The sequence below is a fragment of the Paenibacillus violae genome, assembly GCF_032461945.1.
Lineage (GTDB): Bacteria > Bacillota > Bacilli > Paenibacillales > NBRC-103111 > Paenibacillus_E > Paenibacillus_E violae.
The window spans coordinates 477,082-492,841 of the sequence record NZ_JAWCUD010000003.1 but is presented as its reverse complement, the minus strand read 5'-3'; the positions used below and the strand labels follow the sequence as shown (position 1 = coordinate 492,841).

At 44.5% G+C, this 15,760-nt stretch carries 12 protein-coding genes; all 12 read left to right on the top strand.

Features of this window, described 5'->3' with window-relative positions:
• Window positions 1–104: 104 nt before the first annotated feature.
• The gene (locus tag RQP52_RS13365) at window positions 105–689 is read left to right on the top strand and encodes a TetR/AcrR family transcriptional regulator (protein ID WP_315952068.1); all 585 of its coding nucleotides are present in this window, start codon (window positions 105–107) and stop codon (window positions 687–689) included.
• Between the two features lie 20 nt (window positions 690–709).
• Entirely contained in the window at window positions 710–1,315 is a 606-nt protein-coding gene (locus RQP52_RS13360) for a VC0807 family protein (protein ID WP_315952067.1), read from the top strand.
• 16 nt (window positions 1,316–1,331) lie between these two features.
• Window positions 1,332–1,838: a GNAT family N-acetyltransferase gene (locus RQP52_RS13355; RefSeq protein WP_315952066.1), complete on the top strand. Its 507-nt coding sequence runs from the start codon at window positions 1,332–1,334 to the stop codon at window positions 1,836–1,838.
• Between the two features lie 21 nt (window positions 1,839–1,859).
• Entirely contained in the window at window positions 1,860–2,234 is a 375-nt protein-coding gene (locus RQP52_RS13350) for a hypothetical protein (RefSeq protein ID WP_315952065.1), read from the top strand.
• 380 nt (window positions 2,235–2,614) lie between these two features.
• Complete coding sequence (locus RQP52_RS13345) at window positions 2,615–3,469, top strand: ABC transporter permease subunit (protein ID WP_315952064.1); 855 nt, start codon at window positions 2,615–2,617, stop codon at window positions 3,467–3,469.
• Window positions 3,466–4,434 (top strand): carbohydrate ABC transporter permease, encoded by a 969-nt coding sequence (locus RQP52_RS13340; protein ID WP_315952063.1) that lies wholly within the window; start codon window positions 3,466–3,468, stop codon window positions 4,432–4,434. The genes RQP52_RS13345 and RQP52_RS13340 overlap by 4 nt, the downstream gene beginning before the upstream one ends.
• A 42-nt stretch (window positions 4,435–4,476) precedes the next feature.
• A complete protein-coding gene (locus tag RQP52_RS13335) occupies window positions 4,477–6,267 on the top strand; it encodes a type 2 periplasmic-binding domain-containing protein (protein ID WP_315952062.1) in 1,791 nt (596 codons plus the stop codon).
• An 83-nt stretch (window positions 6,268–6,350) separates the two neighbouring features.
• Window positions 6,351–8,552, top strand: coding sequence for a glycoside hydrolase family protein (locus RQP52_RS13330; RefSeq protein WP_315952061.1), 2,202 nt, complete (start codon window positions 6,351–6,353; stop codon window positions 8,550–8,552).
• A gap of 88 nt (window positions 8,553–8,640) precedes the next feature.
• Window positions 8,641–9,435, top strand: coding sequence for a helix-turn-helix transcriptional regulator (locus RQP52_RS13325; RefSeq protein ID WP_315952060.1), 795 nt, complete (start codon window positions 8,641–8,643; stop codon window positions 9,433–9,435).
• 168 nt (window positions 9,436–9,603) lie between these two features.
• On the top strand, window positions 9,604–11,907 hold the full coding sequence (locus tag RQP52_RS13320) for a glycoside hydrolase family 95 protein (RefSeq protein ID WP_315952059.1): 2,304 nt from the start codon (window positions 9,604–9,606) through the stop codon (window positions 11,905–11,907).
• A gap of 258 nt (window positions 11,908–12,165) precedes the next feature.
• Window positions 12,166–14,025: a cache domain-containing sensor histidine kinase gene (locus RQP52_RS13315; RefSeq protein ID WP_315952058.1), complete on the top strand. Its 1,860-nt coding sequence runs from the start codon at window positions 12,166–12,168 to the stop codon at window positions 14,023–14,025.
• Complete coding sequence (locus RQP52_RS13310; RefSeq protein WP_315952056.1) at window positions 14,000–15,628, top strand: response regulator; 1,629 nt, start codon at window positions 14,000–14,002, stop codon at window positions 15,626–15,628. Before RQP52_RS13315 ends, RQP52_RS13310 begins: the two co-directional genes overlap by 26 nt.
• The last annotated feature ends 132 nt before the right edge of the window (window positions 15,629–15,760 follow it).

Here is a 15,760-nt window from a genome sequence, read left to right as displayed (position 1 = left end):
GTGGATAAAAAATCCCAAAATTTTCTTTACAAACCGGCGGTCGGTATTGTATGATGATTTTATAACAGACCGACGGTCGGTACTACAGATAAGGAGAGAACAACGTGTCAACATCAGCAAACGCGAGTTTTCAGATCATTATGGACGTAACAGAGGAATTGATTCAAGAGAAGGGATGTAGGCAAACGACGCTGCAGGATATTATAACGCGCACTGGCTTGTCAAAAGGAGCGATTTACCACTATGTAACGGGAAAGGATGAGCTGTTCGGACTCCTGTTAAAATCCCGTGTTATGCGAATCAACGCGAGCTTCACGGAGGTGGCGAACAGCCCGCAATCCTCCGGGCTCGCTAATCCGCTACAGCTTATCGCGGAAAATATGCTCCGCTCTACGAGTCACAGCAATGTGACGAACCAAATCTTCATCTACCTTCTCAGTCAGATGGATAACGCGAAGGTTGCCAAGATCGTACAGGAGGTGTTCGCCTTTACGCTGCAAACTAGTATGAGTTGGATTGAAGTGGGGCAGGCTCACGGCTTTATTCCGCAACAAGTGGATGGAGCGAAAGTTGCTGAACGATTAGTTACTTTTTTATACGGAATGAGGGTTCAAAATACGATCAATCAAGAAATGAGCCGCATGACGGTGGAAGAACTGGTCGCCTTCATGACGCGCTCATTGAGCTAATTCGAAAGGGTGAGTATAGTATGTCGAAACGGAATTACGTTATTTTTACATTGCTTGTTAACGGTATTTTGCCATGGATTTTGTATGTCTGGCTATCTGAGTATATGAGCAGCCTTGCTGCTTTAACTATAGCAACGCTCGTTCCGTTGCTTGACAATCTGGTTCACCTAATAAAGCACCGCAAGTTGGATGCGTTCGGCACATTGATGCTCTTTACGTTTCTATTGACAATCGTGCTTGTTTTGCTGGGAGGCAGTGAAAAAATACTGCTCGTCCGAGAATCTCTGATTACGGCTTCTGTCGGTTTGATATTTCTGGGATCGTTGTTTTTCCGGCGTCCTATTATGTATTATTTGGCTCTGCGATTTATCTCAACTCCTCATTTTGCGGAAAATTGGAACTATGCGTATTTCCGTTTTGTGATGAAACTGATGACCTTCGTTTGGGGCATTATGTTGACGATGGAAGCTGCGGTGCGCGTGGTCATGGTTTACCGGCTTCCGACTGCGAGCTACTTGGCGCTTTCAAACCTCGTGCTTTACGGTTTCATAGGTGCGGCTGTGCTGTGGACGGTCATCTACCGTCGTCATTCAGCGGCAAAACTACATCAGCTTAAGCAAAGCTGAGTTTGGAGGATGTAGAATGGAAGTCGTGCAATTGACCGCGAAGGACGGCAAAAACCTGTTAGCGCTGTACAGAACGGTAGCAACTGATTTGAAGAGGCAAAACATTCGCCAGTGGGATTGGCTGTATCCAAACGGGTTCGTCATACGTGGTGATTTGAAAAGAGGTACGGCTTTCGGCATTCGCGTAGGCTCTCGGATCATTGGAGCCATTGTAGTGGACGACCGCCAGAGCAAACAGTATGAGGGCTTGCCTTGGGTGGATCAAGCGGTTGGTCACGTCCGCTGCATTCATCGCTTGGCGGTCGACCCTACCTGTCAAGGACAGGGAATGGGCGGAAAGCTGTTACGCTTTGCCGAGGAGCAGGCGCGCTTATCTGGCGGCACAAGTATAAGGCTTGACGTGTTTTCCGGAAACCCAGGTGCCGCAAAACTGTATGTTCGAAGGGGTTACCGGCAGGTTGGCCATATCCGTTTTCCGCTGCGGAAAGAGGGGTACACTTGTTTTGAGAAGCTACTCGGATAAATTTATAAAGGAGAGAATGATATGGCAAAAGGTTCGTTGATGGTTGGTTGGGGAGAAATCATCCCGGGGCGTGAAAAGGCAGCACAGGCCACGCTCAATAAGGCAATGCAATACTGTATACGACTGCAACAAGAAGGTAAGATTGACCGCTTTGAGGTAGTAGTTCTTGAACCTCATGGTAGTAGTCTCAACGGCTTCGTCCTGATCACAGGGGATAAGGAGACAGTGGCGCAACTACGAACAGAAGATGAGTTTGTCTCTGTTATAATTGGAGTGCAGTTGGTACATCGAAATGTAAGAGTGGTTGGTGCCTATACGGGTGCTGAATTACCATCGTTGTTCGCGATGTGGGATGAACAGGAAGATAAAATACTCATTGAACAAAATACTATCTAATATCAGTGCTTTTTGATCCCCGTCAATCGAGGATTTTTTTTGTGCGACGGGCAGTCGAATTCCCATTTTGAGCTATATGAGAATAGATCAATAATCAATGAGAATAGGTCATTGTTTTGAAAAAATTGATATTTTATAATTGCTTTAACGAAACGGAATGAAAACGCTGTCAACAGAAGAGGCATCTTTCAATTCAACGATTGACCTATTGCGTTATAGTAGAGGAATCCCACTTCGGCATTCCATATATTTTCTAGATATCGTAATGTGTCAATAAACATTTTGAATATAACATTAAAAGGGAGTGTTACATGGTGCAAATACAAAGGAACAGCATGACAAGCAGTTCAATAAGGAAATTTCTCTACATACTCCCTTTTATGATTTTACTCGGTATCTTTGCCTATTACCCGCTATATGGTTGGGTTTATGCATTCTTTGACTACACGCCGCCGATTCCGCTATCCCAATCGCCGTTTGTGGGTTTGAAGTGGTTTCATACCTTGGTCGAAAACCAAGTAAAGATCGATCAAACCCTTCAAATACTCAAAAACACGTTTGGGATGAGTGGCTTGAATCTGCTATTCTCCTGGCTTCCAATGATTTTTGCAATATTCCTGACTGAGATCAAGTCCGTACGATTTCGGAGGTTTATACAGACGGTAACAACCTTGCCGAACTTTATCAGCTGGGTATTGGTGTATTCACTGGCATTTTCAATGTTCTCTAGTGAAGGTATAATCAACGGCCTTTTGAAACAAATTGGACTTATCGATTCTCCGATTTTACTTCTTCAAAATTCCGACCATGTATGGATTATGATGTGGATATGGACAACTTGGAAAACATTGGGTTGGTCAGCCATATTGTACATAGCGGCAATTATGGGGATAGATGATTCTCTATATGAAGCGGCCTATGTAGACGGCGCGACAAGGATGAGGGTAATCTGGCATGTCGTATTGCCGAGTATGGTGCCGACCTATTTCGTTTTGCTGATGCTGCAAATTGCGAGTTTTCTAAATAATGGCTTGGAGCAATATTTTGTATTTCAAAATGCATTTAATAAGGATTCCATACAGGTTTTAGACTTATATGTTTACAACCTTGCCATGGGCGGCGGAAGCTATTCGGTATCCGTTGCGATCAGTGTGCTTAAGAGCTTGATCAGTGTTGTGCTTCTCTTTTCTGTGAACGGACTATCCAAAAGACTAAGGGGAGAGAGTATTGTATGAGTCATACAGCAGCAGGGCTGGCGGCGAATGATAAAGTGCCCGGAAGCCATCTCACCAAAAAAATGAAAGTCCAAGTCAGCGCAACAGACAAGATGATTACTGTTTTAATTTATGTGTTGTTTTCCCTGTATGCGCTTATATGTGTATATCCATTTTACTCCATCATTATTAATACCATAAGCGCAAACGATATCAGTGCCAAAGGTGATGTTATCTTTTACCCGATAAATATCCAATTCCATAACTACGTGGATGCGTTTAAAATACCGGGATTGTGGGATGCAGCCGTTGTATCTGTAGGAAGGACCGTCATTGGAACCACTTTGACGGTAGGGGCTTCCGCCTTTCTGGGATTCATGTTTACCCAGGAGGATATGTGGAGGAGAAAATTATGGTATCGCTATACGGTTTTAACCATGTTTTTTAATGCCGGCGTTATTCCTTGGTATTTGACTATGAGGTCTTTGCATCTGACTAACAATTTTTTGGCCTACATTCTGCCGTCGGTCGTAGCTCCGTTTTTCATCATTCTTGTAAAGACTTTCGTGGAATCAACGCCGAAGGAATTGCAGCATGCGGCAAGTATCGACGGTGCCGGGACCATGACCGTTTTCTTCAAAATCATGCTGCCTATTTGTAAGCCTATATTGGCTACAGTTGCTATATTCGCAGCGGTGGATCAGTGGAATTCCTTCCAGGACACGTTGTTGTTAGTCACGGAGAGCAAACTCTATAGCTTACAGTTTATTCTATATAACTATATTAATCAGGCAAGCTCCATATCCAGCATGGTAAATTTGCAAAATGCCGGCTCGACAGCGATATCAAGTTTGGCAACGAAGCAAACCACGACTTCAATTCGAATGACGGTGACGATTATTGTTGTTGCGCCCATTTTGTTGGTTTATCCGATTTTTCAAAGGTTTTTTGTAAAGGGGATTATGATCGGTGCAGTGAAAGGGTAATTTGCATCGGATTAATAAATTGAAAAATTATGGGGGTTGAGTATGAATAAACCTAGTAAAGCAATAAAAAAATCGGCGTTGTTATCGTTTGCTAGCCTCTTCTTGGTTTCGGTCGCATTGACCGGATGTGGAGACGAAGCTAACAATAAGGCAGCATCAACGGACCCAAGTAAGTCACCGAACTCCGGTACTGAAGCTACATCCAAGGCACTAGATCACAGTAAACCGCTGACCATCACCGTTTTTGACAATGCAGCAAATTATCAAGGAGAGCAGAAAGGCTGGTATGGAAAGCTTATTAAGGATAAGTTCAATATTACGCTGAACATTCTTGCTCCGCAGATTGCCGGAGATCAGCTATACAAGACAAGATCGGCAGCAGGAAATTTGGGCGATCTCTTGATCGTCAATAACAATCAGCTGGAAGAATTAATTCCAGCCGGTCTGATTATGGACCTCACGGATAAGATCAAGAATACGCCAAACCTGTCCAAATATGTGGATAATCATTTCAAACCTTTTAACGCCGCATTCCAAAAAGTCAATCCTAGTGGCAAGATTTATGCTTTGCCGACCTTTGAGGCGGACACTTCACCAACAACATACTCGGAACAAATCCCTTACTCAAGCCCAATAATGCCTTGGGATTATTATAAGGGGGTCGGGGCTCCCAAGCTGAACAATCTGGATGATCTTTTGAATGTACTGAAGCAAATGCATGAGAAATATCCCAAGACTCCGGACGGTAAACCGATCGCTCCAATCACCTTGTGGAAGGATTGGGACAGTAGAGGCACGATGGAAAATGCACGCTGGTTGAGCAATTGGTATGGTTATGAGCAGCCGGAAGGAACCACGACCATGCAGTTAAATGCAAAAGGCGACATCGTTCCTCTCATCGATGACAACAGTATGTACAAGAAAATTCTGCAATTCTATTTTAAAGCAAATCAGATGGGTTTGGTTGACCCTGACTCACCGACGCAGGATTGGAACAAAGTATCGGAAAAGCTGACCAACAAGCAGGTATTTCTTTTGTGGTACTCATGGGAAACAGGGTTCTACAATACGATTGAAAGAGGCAAAAAGGGTGATGGGAATGTTGCTATTCCGATCGCTGACACGCACATCATTCAGTCAAGCGATGCCTATTACGGCAATGGAAGAGCGTTTGCTATCGGTTCCAAAGCCAATGATCCCGATCGGATCATGGAATTCATGGATTGGCTGGCTTCTCCTGAAGGCTTGCGCTACTATGTGAATGGATTTGAAGGCTTCAACTACGAAAAGACGGCAGATGGGAAATTTAAGCTGACCGAAGTAGGTCAAACCGCATTCCAGAAAAATACACCTGTTCCGGATCAGTACGGAGGCGGCGGATACCAGGACGGACAAAGCAAGCTCAACACGATGATTATAAGCGATTTTGCCAAAGATCCAATGACAGGGGAGTTCTATAACAGCAATTACTGGGCTGCAACAATCGAAGCGAATAAGACAGCGCTAACGACAGATTGGCAAAACACTTATAAAGCAGAAAACGCAACAGACTACTACCTGAAAAATAAGATGATCGATATCGTTCCCAATATCAATACAAGTCTAGGCAGTGATTCATCAGAGATTAAAAACAAACGCAGCCAGATTTCTGACTATGTAAAGAACACATCTTGGAAAATGGTATTCGCAAAGAATCAAGCAGAGTTCGACAAGCTTTGGGAAATGATGAAAAAAGATGTGATAGGCCTCGGTTGGAATGATGTCTTTGCTTCGGATACGGAAAAAGCGCAAAAGATTATTAAAATGCGTGCCGATGCACTAGCTAAAAAGTAAAAAAAATATAATTTTAATGGATGAGGGATATGTATGATCGTATATATCTCTTATTCATTTTCTAATTCTAAGGAGGAAGTTTCATGAAGCTGGAATCCGGCAACTATATCTTGGTCTCCAAAGAAGGTGGCATTGAGGTTCAGAAAAATGGCAAACGGCTCTATTTCAACAAGCGGCCGATGTTCGTGACAGTAAAAACTGCCTTTGCCGTCAATGAGTTTTACGACCAAGCATATGCCGAAATCACCGCTGTTGGTGATAAAATCGTGGCTGAAGGTACGATAATTGTACCGACAGGCTCAGAATTTTTCTTCTCTGACGTTTATGAAGCGGTAAACACAGGGTTCAAGGTAAGCAGGAACGTCAAGGTGTTGAAAGCGGGAGACGACCTTGGCTTTTCTACCAAGATCTCTTTGACGATTGCGGAATCGGATGACGTCCATGACTATCACTGCTTCGCACCCGGTGTTTGGTATAAGCAGAACGAATTCGCACCCGATTACGCAACGGGCAAAGACCTGGACAATGAATATTTCTGGCGGATGGAAACCAATTACGCTTTGCCGTTGTTCGCGATGCAACACATCGCTTCAGGAGAAGCTGCGGCTCTCTCTCGCTGGGCTGCGGACGTAACCATGCAGTCTTCAGACATCGTTAGGTCCGAGAATAACACGGACCCGAAGTGTACCATCGGAGCCATTGGCATGAGCAAGCCGGAGGACAAGACGTTGAACTATTTGTATTACGGCTTTGGCGTACGCAAGACGTTAGAGATAGAGATTGACGGCCTGTCGATCGATTATGTGTATCCGGGCTGCGATGGCCAGATGCCAAGAAAAAGTCATTATGAGGGTCTGGACTACAGTCAGAAAACGAAAAGGTTCCAACGCATTAACCATCCCGTTGAGGTTGGATTTGAGCAAAATTACGCCGTCGGCATTCAATTCGGGCATTACGGCAGCTTCCAGTCGATGATGAGAGAAATCTGGCGGGATACCTATTCCAGGTTGCGAGACAAGTTATTCGAGGTGGATAATAAACTCCATTTTCATAATTGCATGAATATTCTGACTAAATATACACGTCAATACGGGGATTCGTACGGTTTGCCTTTTTCCTGCCAATTGCCCAACATGGATATCTCTAGTGTTTCGTTCCAGTTCGGCTTCGTTGGGCAGCAGCCCGGGATCGGATATCAGTTGCTTCGTTACGGTGATAAAGAAGGCGTGCCCGAGGCGTTTGAGAAAGGCGTGAATGTGATCGACTTCTGGGTGAGGACGGCTATGACGGATTCGGGCCTGCCGCAAATGTGCTATAATCCGAACATCAGCGGATTCGAGCCGTATCCCCACTACATCCGGATGCTGGCTGACGGGATTGAGCCGATCTTGGATGCCTTTCTATACATGCGCGGAAAAGGAGACTTGCGACCGTCTTGGATGGAATTCTGCAAAAGAACGGCCGATTGGCTCGTGGAAGTTCAGAACGAAGATGGCAGCTATTACCGAGCCTACAATACCGACAGTTCCATCCGTATGGACTCGAAGGCAAACACGCCCAGCGTGATTCGTTTCCTGATCCAATTCTATCTTGTTTCCGGAGACGAGAGATATAAGGCCGCAGCGATCCATGCCGGAGAATGGTCCTTTGATTGTAATTACCGCAATATGGAGTATCGGGGAGGAACCTGCGACAACTCTGACATTCAGGATAAAGAGGCTGGCATTTATGCTTTATTCGGATTCCTTGCCCTATATGATCTGACCGGCGAGGATAAGTGGCTGGAAGGAGCGGTCGGCGCTGCTGATTATACCGAGACGTGGACCTATGCTTGGTCATTCCCGGTACGCACGCTCTGGCCGAAACATCCGTTCAATCACTATTCGATTAGCGGTCAGAGCATCATCACGATCGGAGGGGGGGCCGACGTGTATATGGCAGCCTGCTCATATACCTATTATCGGTTGTATGTCATTACAGGAGATGAACATTATCTCGACTTCGCCGAGTTCATTCATAAGAACACCAGACAGTCGAGCGACGTGGACGGCAGTGTCGGATACGTCATGCCCGGCCTAGGTCATGAAAGCGGCAACTTTACGACCCAAACCTTGCAAAGCCACTACCATTGGCTGCCCTGGTGTACTTATGTGGAAGTCGATCCCTCATCGAGGCTGTATGACACCTTCGGAGGCTACGAAATCGCGGATGCGCAAAAGCTAAGTAAAGAGGAGAGAGTGAAGAAAAACCGCATCTATGAAATCTTTGTAAGGGGCGTTCAATGATACTTTGCTTCGTTGACTGTTTTCAATCCGTCATATATGCTAATAAATAATTGATGCAATGTTATTTTTTGGATACTGGAGGATCGTGATGACCAACATTTTTTATGTTGAATATGATGCCACGCACGCAAGCAATTTTGTGTTCGATATCCCAGAAGGCCATAACTGTTGGTTGCTCGTCGTGACCCATACACCTGCCCTGTTTTGGGTTAATGGAGAGTTGAAGGAGTACCCAGCACATAGTGGTGTTTTATACCATCCTCATCAAAAAATTTATTACCGGGCATGTGCGGAACAATATAAGAACGACTGGATTCGTTTTGAATCCAAAGAATCCTATGTAATGGAAACTTCGCTTCCATTCGGAGTGCCCTTTTCGTTAAATGACCCTGAATACATTCATAAAATTTTCCAACTCCTTGTCAGCGAACACTCTTTTCAAAAAAATTATAAAGAATCATCCATTGACTGCTTACTGAGAACCCTGTTTAACAAGCTGCTGGAATCTTATTTTCAAGAAGTCATTACGCCTCATTACTACAATTTGTTAACGCTTCGGACTGCTATTTACAGTAATCCTAGCCAGGATTGGGCGGTTCCGAGAATGGCCGACTCGATCCAAATCAGTCCTGGGTACTTGCAGAGCATTTACAAGAAGACTTTCGGGATATCTTGCATGGATGACGTGATTACAAGTCGCATCCGCCAAGCCAAGGAATATTTGTTGCACGGCTCACTATCCATCGCAGAGGTCGCTTTACGCTGTGGGTACAACAATGTGGAGCACTTTTGTCGTCAATTCAAGCAGATTACGGGCTCTACACCAAGAAAGTATCACAAGCAGATGGAAGGCGCGTCTGTTGAGAGGGTCGCTAAAATTTAGCTTATACAACTAAACAGAAGAGGAAGCAATGGTTAACTAACAGTAAAGAAGATGTACTTGTAAAGGGGGAACGGTAACCGGTAGGGGCAACTATGCCTCTACCGGATTTTGCTTACCTATGATAGATTATGAGATACGAGGGTTGGGTCTGAGAAGGAGGGGAAGCTGTTGACAGATCTTAAGCTGTTATTTAAGAGTCCAGCAACGAAATGGAATGAGGCACTGCCGATCGGTAATGGCAGGCTGGGAGCGATGGTGTATGGACAGACGCAACAGGAACGATTGCAATTAAACGAGGATTCCGTCTGGTATGGGGGATCACGTGACCGTAATAATCCGGATGCAAAGGCAAATCTTCCGGAAATTCGCCGTCTCATATTTGAAGGCAAGTTGAAGGAAGCCGAGAAGCTCGCTGTCATGGCGTTGTCCGGTTTGCCGGAATCGCAGCGACATTATTTGCCTCTGGGACATCTTTTACTTGACTTCTCTCTTCCAGATGGCGAACCGGATCATTACGAGCGTACGCTAGATTTGGAAAGCGGCACTGTTACGGTCACTTTCAGTCAGGGCGGTGTTTCGTATAAGCGCGAGATTTTTGCTAGTTACGTTGATCAGGCAATCATCCTGAGGCTTACAGCAAACCGGTCTGGTGAAATCGGTTTCACTTCACGTCTGGAGCGTGGACGTTGGCGCTACGCTGACCATGCCGGACGAGAGGGGAACAACGCGATCTGGATGAGCGGTAATTGTGGCGGTGAGGGAGGCAGCCAGTACGGTGCAGTGCTGAGAGCATCAGCCGATGGCGGCACGGTGAAAGCGATTGGCGAGCACCTGGTCGTGGAGAAAGCAAATAGCGTGACACTTGTTCTGTCCGCTGCAACGACATTCCGGTTCCTTGATCCTTTGGTGGAAGCGAGGGAGAAAGCGGAGAGTGCCGCCAATCGGGGTTATCAAGCGCTGTATCGGAGACACCTAGACGACTATTGCGAATTATTTGGAAGAGTTTCGTTGTCGCTGGTTACGGAAGACGTGGAAATCGGGCGCATGAGTCTATCAGATCGCATGGACAAGCTTAGCGGTGGAAAGTCCGATCCGGCTCTTTTGGCGCTATATTTTCATTTCGGCCGTTATCTGCTCATCTCCTCCAGCCGGCCTGACTCGCTGCCCGCCAATTTGCAGGGCATCTGGAACGAGCATTTCCTACCGCCGTGGGACAGCAAATACACGATCAACATCAATGCGCAGATGAATTACTGGCCGGCGGAATCGTGTGCGCTTTCTGAATGTCACGAACCGCTCTTTGAGTTGCTGGAACGGATGCGCGAACCTGGCCGCCATACGGCGTCCGTCATGTACGGCTGCAGGGGGTTCACTGCTCATCATAATACCGACATCTGGGCGGATACGGCTCCACAGGATACCTGGCTGCCCTCCACTTATTGGCCGATGGGCGCCGCATGGCTCTCGCTGCATCTATGGGAGCATTACCAATTTACAATGGATGTGGAATTTCTCGGTAGGGCGTACCACACCATGCGGGAAGCTGCGTTGTTCTTGATTGATTACGTCGTGGAAACGCCAGGCGGAGAGCTGGTTACCTGCCCATCTGTGTCACCAGAGAATACTTATATTCTTCCAAATGGAGAATCTGGCGTATTATGTGCTGGACCATCAATGGACACTCAGATCATTCGTGAGCTGTTCGCAGCAGTGCTAGAGACAGAACGAATACTCGGCACTGAGAAAAGTGTGACACTAGGACCTGAGCTACAACGAGTACTGATGAAGCTTCCCCAGCCGAAAATTGGACGCTACGGCCAACTTCAGGAATGGTATGAAGATTACGAAGAGGCGGAACCGGGTCATCGCCATATCTCTCATTTATTTGCCTTGCATCCCGGGAGCCAGATCACGCCCGATGGCACGCCCGAACTGGCGGCAGCTGCACTGCGTACGCTGGAGCGGCGGTTGGCAAACGGCGGAGGCCATACCGGATGGAGTCGAGCGTGGATCATTAATTTCTGGGCTAGGCTTAGAAAAGGCGAGGAAGCGATGAACAATCTTAATGCGCTTTTGACACACTCGACGCTGCCAAACTTTTTTGACAATCATCCCCCCTTCCAGATCGATGGCAATTTTGGCGGTGCGGCTGCGATCGCTGAAATGCTTCTTCAAAGTCATGCAGGGGAGATCCATCTTTTACCTGCGTTACCTGAAGCCTGGCGTTCAGGGAAAGTGACAGGTCTTCGCGCCAGAGGCGGCTTCACAGTCGACATCGAGTGGGCGGAAGGAATTCTAAAAGCCGCTCGGGTAGTTTCTGATAAAGGCGCTACCCTATGCAAGGTGCGTAGCAGTATCCAAGTAACGATAACGGCTAACGGAGCACCGATCGATGTTTTGCAAAAGGATGGGGTCGTTGTCTTCGAAACCGTTGTTGGAGGCGTATATAACATCGAGGTGTCCATACCGTGAATTTCTTGGGCCATCTTGGTTCACGGGTTGAGCAGACGGTAACAAAAAACATGGGAGATAGTTAGATAGTCCGGCTTAAAGCCGGATTTTACAATAATATGTAAGCGTTTTCAATATAAACAAACAATTATTGCTGTGAATCGGATTTGGAGGGCTGGATTAAAGCCTTAAGATGTCCGTTTTTGTGCCCCGCGGTATCTATATATCTATATCCAAGCATAAAAATACAATGAAATAAGTCTACATAAGGGGGAGAATATGGGGAAAAGCTTAAACCGTTTCATTCGTAAAATGAATATTCAGAACAGACTGGTGATCTCTTTCGCGATACTTTCCTTGATCCCGCTATTAGTTACAGGTTATTTTGCTTACTACACTTCAAGTAAAGCTATAAAAACGAAAATAAGTACCTCTTCCATCCAGTTAATGAATCAGGTCAGTGAAAATATTCAAAATGAACTCACGAAGCTTGAAAATGACAGTGTAGATATCGCATTCTCCGATATCATCCAAAATACGTTGATTGATTTCCATACGATGGATGAGTGGAAGAGGAATGACGCGGAGTTAAAAATGCAAAGTATGCTCGCAAAAAGGTTTTCATTCAATCACAGTGTTTCGGATGTTCTTGTATATACAATGCTGCAAGAAAAAATTATCGCATATGGAGACGTTAGCTTCAAATTTAATCTTACCTCGGATTTTTTGAATGGTATTTTTGTACAAACGGCAACCAATAACGGTGTTCCCCTATGGACAATTGAAAGCAGTGAAGACGAAGTAAGAGAGTCGAGCTATCGGACTACCAATTACGGCAGTGTGGGCATATTGTTGACTCGAAGCTTTAAATCTTTTGATGGCATTCCGGTTGGATATATGATTATGAGGATTGACGAGAAGCATATCTTAAAGAAATTTAAAGATATAAATCTTGGACAAGGGTCAGATATCTTCATAATCAATGGCAAGGGAACCGTCATTTCGAGCCAAAACCCGGAAATGAAAGCAGCCAAGCCTTATCTGGATCAATCGTTGGTTGAGGAGCTCAAAAAGAACAAAGAAGATGATTCATATTCATTCACCAGCACCGTTTCAGGAAACCGAAATCTGATTGCTTATAACTATATACCTAGTGCCGACTGGTACGTGATAAGTATCATTCCGTTTACGTATTTAAATGATGAATCCATAAAGACAAGTATCTATATTATATTTTTGGGAATTTTCTGCTTTTTGCTTGCACTGATTCTATCCTACTACGTTTCCAAGAGTATTTCGAAGCCTTTAAAGCACCTATTAAACTCGATGAATAACGTGAAAATCGGCAATTTAGTTACACGTATCGAAGACAACAGCAGCGATGAGCTAGGGAAGGTTGCGACAAATTTTAATCATATGGTGGCTGAAATTAAATATCTGATCGACGAGGTGACCAAAAAAGAAAAATTGAAAAGGGTTGCAGAGCTGAAAACACTGCAAGCCCAGATTAATCCGCATTTTCTCTCCAATTCACTGAACACTGTCAGGTGGATGGCCAATATTCAGAAGGCCGAGAGCATTTCGAGCATCATCACTTCCCTGATTCAGCTGCTTCACGGATGTATGGGAAAAGGAAGCGTACTGATCAGCCTACAGGAAGAAATGGAATATGTAAAAGACTACCTAAATATAATGGCCTTCCGGGATTATGATAAGTTTAAGGTACATTATGAAATGGAAGAAAGCATTATGAACTTTCATGTCCCCAAATTTATTCTCCAACCGATCGTGGAAAACTGTTTGCTTCACGGGCTTGAGCCGAAGGAAGGCCAAGGACTGATTATCATTAAAGGCTACAGAATCGGAGAAGATTTGAAAATTATCATCACCGATACGGGCATCGGCATAAATAACAACACGTTAAATGATCTCATGGGGGAATCATCATCCAACAAAAAACATGGACTGAGTGGGATTGGCATCCGAAATGTGGATGAAAGAATCAAGTTGTACTTCGGAGAAAAATATGGAATTGCCATTCAAAGCTTACCCAATCTGTATACAACCGTAGAAATTACTTTGCCTGCTGTGGGAGAGGAGGATCTAGGAAAATATGCTGAAGGTACTTATAGTCGATGATCATGCGGTTTCACGAACGGATTTGAAAACGATGCTCGATTGGGAGAATTGCGGGTTTTATATTTCCGGTGAAGCGTATAACGGCATTCATGCCATGCAGCTTATGGAAGAGGATGTTCCAGATATCGTTATTACCGATATTAACATGCCAGGAATGAATGGGCTCGGATTGATACAGCAGCTAGAAAGTGAGTATCCACAGGTTAGAATTGTCGTCTTAAGCGCTTATGACGATTTTGATTATGTCCGTCAGAGCATGAAGAGGGGAGCAATGGATTATGTACTGAAGCATAGATTGAATGCCTCCGTATTGCTCGATATTTTAAAAACGGCAGAAAGTTCAATTCTTGCTTATCGAAATGAACGTGACAAACAAAATGAGATCTACTACGAGCTAATGATCGGCAAGGATCGTTCGCGCCAAGAATTTATTAGCAAGCTCCTAGAGGGCAGTCTATCGGGACGGGAGGAAATAGTAAGAGAAATCAAAGCGTTAGACATGACTATGGACACGGAAAACTTAATAGTGACAGCTGTGGAAATCGACGATTTTCGTTTCATTGAAGAGAGATTTACCATAAAAGAAGTCGATGTGTTCATTCAAACCTTTCTCGATATTTCCAAAGAGATTCTTAACGATTGGGAAAAATCGGTTATTATCCATACAAGCAGAGGAAAGTTTGCGATGATATTTTCACTGGGACATAACCATAGCTGGATGTATATACACAATCAGGTGTATACATTCCTCAACCGAATCAGATCGGAGATCAAAAAATATTTGAATATTACGGCTAGCTTTGGTGTAAGCAAGGTATGTCCTGATATAAAGCAGCTTCATCATGCATATTCCGAAGCCGTATTAATCTTGGAGGACAAGTTTCACAAGGGAAAGAATGGGATCTTTATTGAAAGCACAACCAACAAGCAGGAAGAAGGATTTTTCTGTCTGGACATTAAAGATGAGAAAGCGATTTACGCTGCCTTGAAAAATCAGGATTTCGAAACGGTGAAGAGTTTAATTGATGCCGCTTTCAACAAAATTTCGAGCTTACGGCTTAGCAGTAAATCAACCCAGATTATCTGCGCGGAATTGATTAATATTGTCAATAAAACGTCTAAAGACGCCGGCATTGAGATGTCGAAGTTGTATACGGCAGGGGACATTCCTTACAATCTGATGCAGAAATATGAGGTTCTTCAGGATATTAAATCCTGGATTTTGGATCTATATCTTAAGCTTATTGAAATCCTGAACCGGATGAAATACAGAGATTCACTTAGCGGCATTACCCATAAGGCTATGGAATACATCCAGAATAATTACAAGAACGATGTTTCGCTCCAGGATGTGGCCGAATTCGCTGGTGTAAGCAGCTCATATATCAGCAGGGTTTTTAAGGAAGAGTGTCAGATGGGAATAACCGAATATTTAAATCATGTGCGTGTTGAACATGCTAAGCAATATATGGAGTACGGTGAATTAAAGCTGAAAGATATTGTGAATGATGTAGGATTTAACAATTATAACTACTTCTTTAAGGTGTTTAAAGAAATGACGGGCATGACTCCCCTGGAATATGAGCAGACTTGCCGGAAATAAACAAGTGAATAGGCGTTTTTAATACATAACAAAATGTTGTAGTGGAGTGCAAAATATTGGAGTTCGACCATGCTACCCAATTTGTATAATAACTAACAGGTGCCCAGTTAGTAGCTGCCACCAAGAAATGAT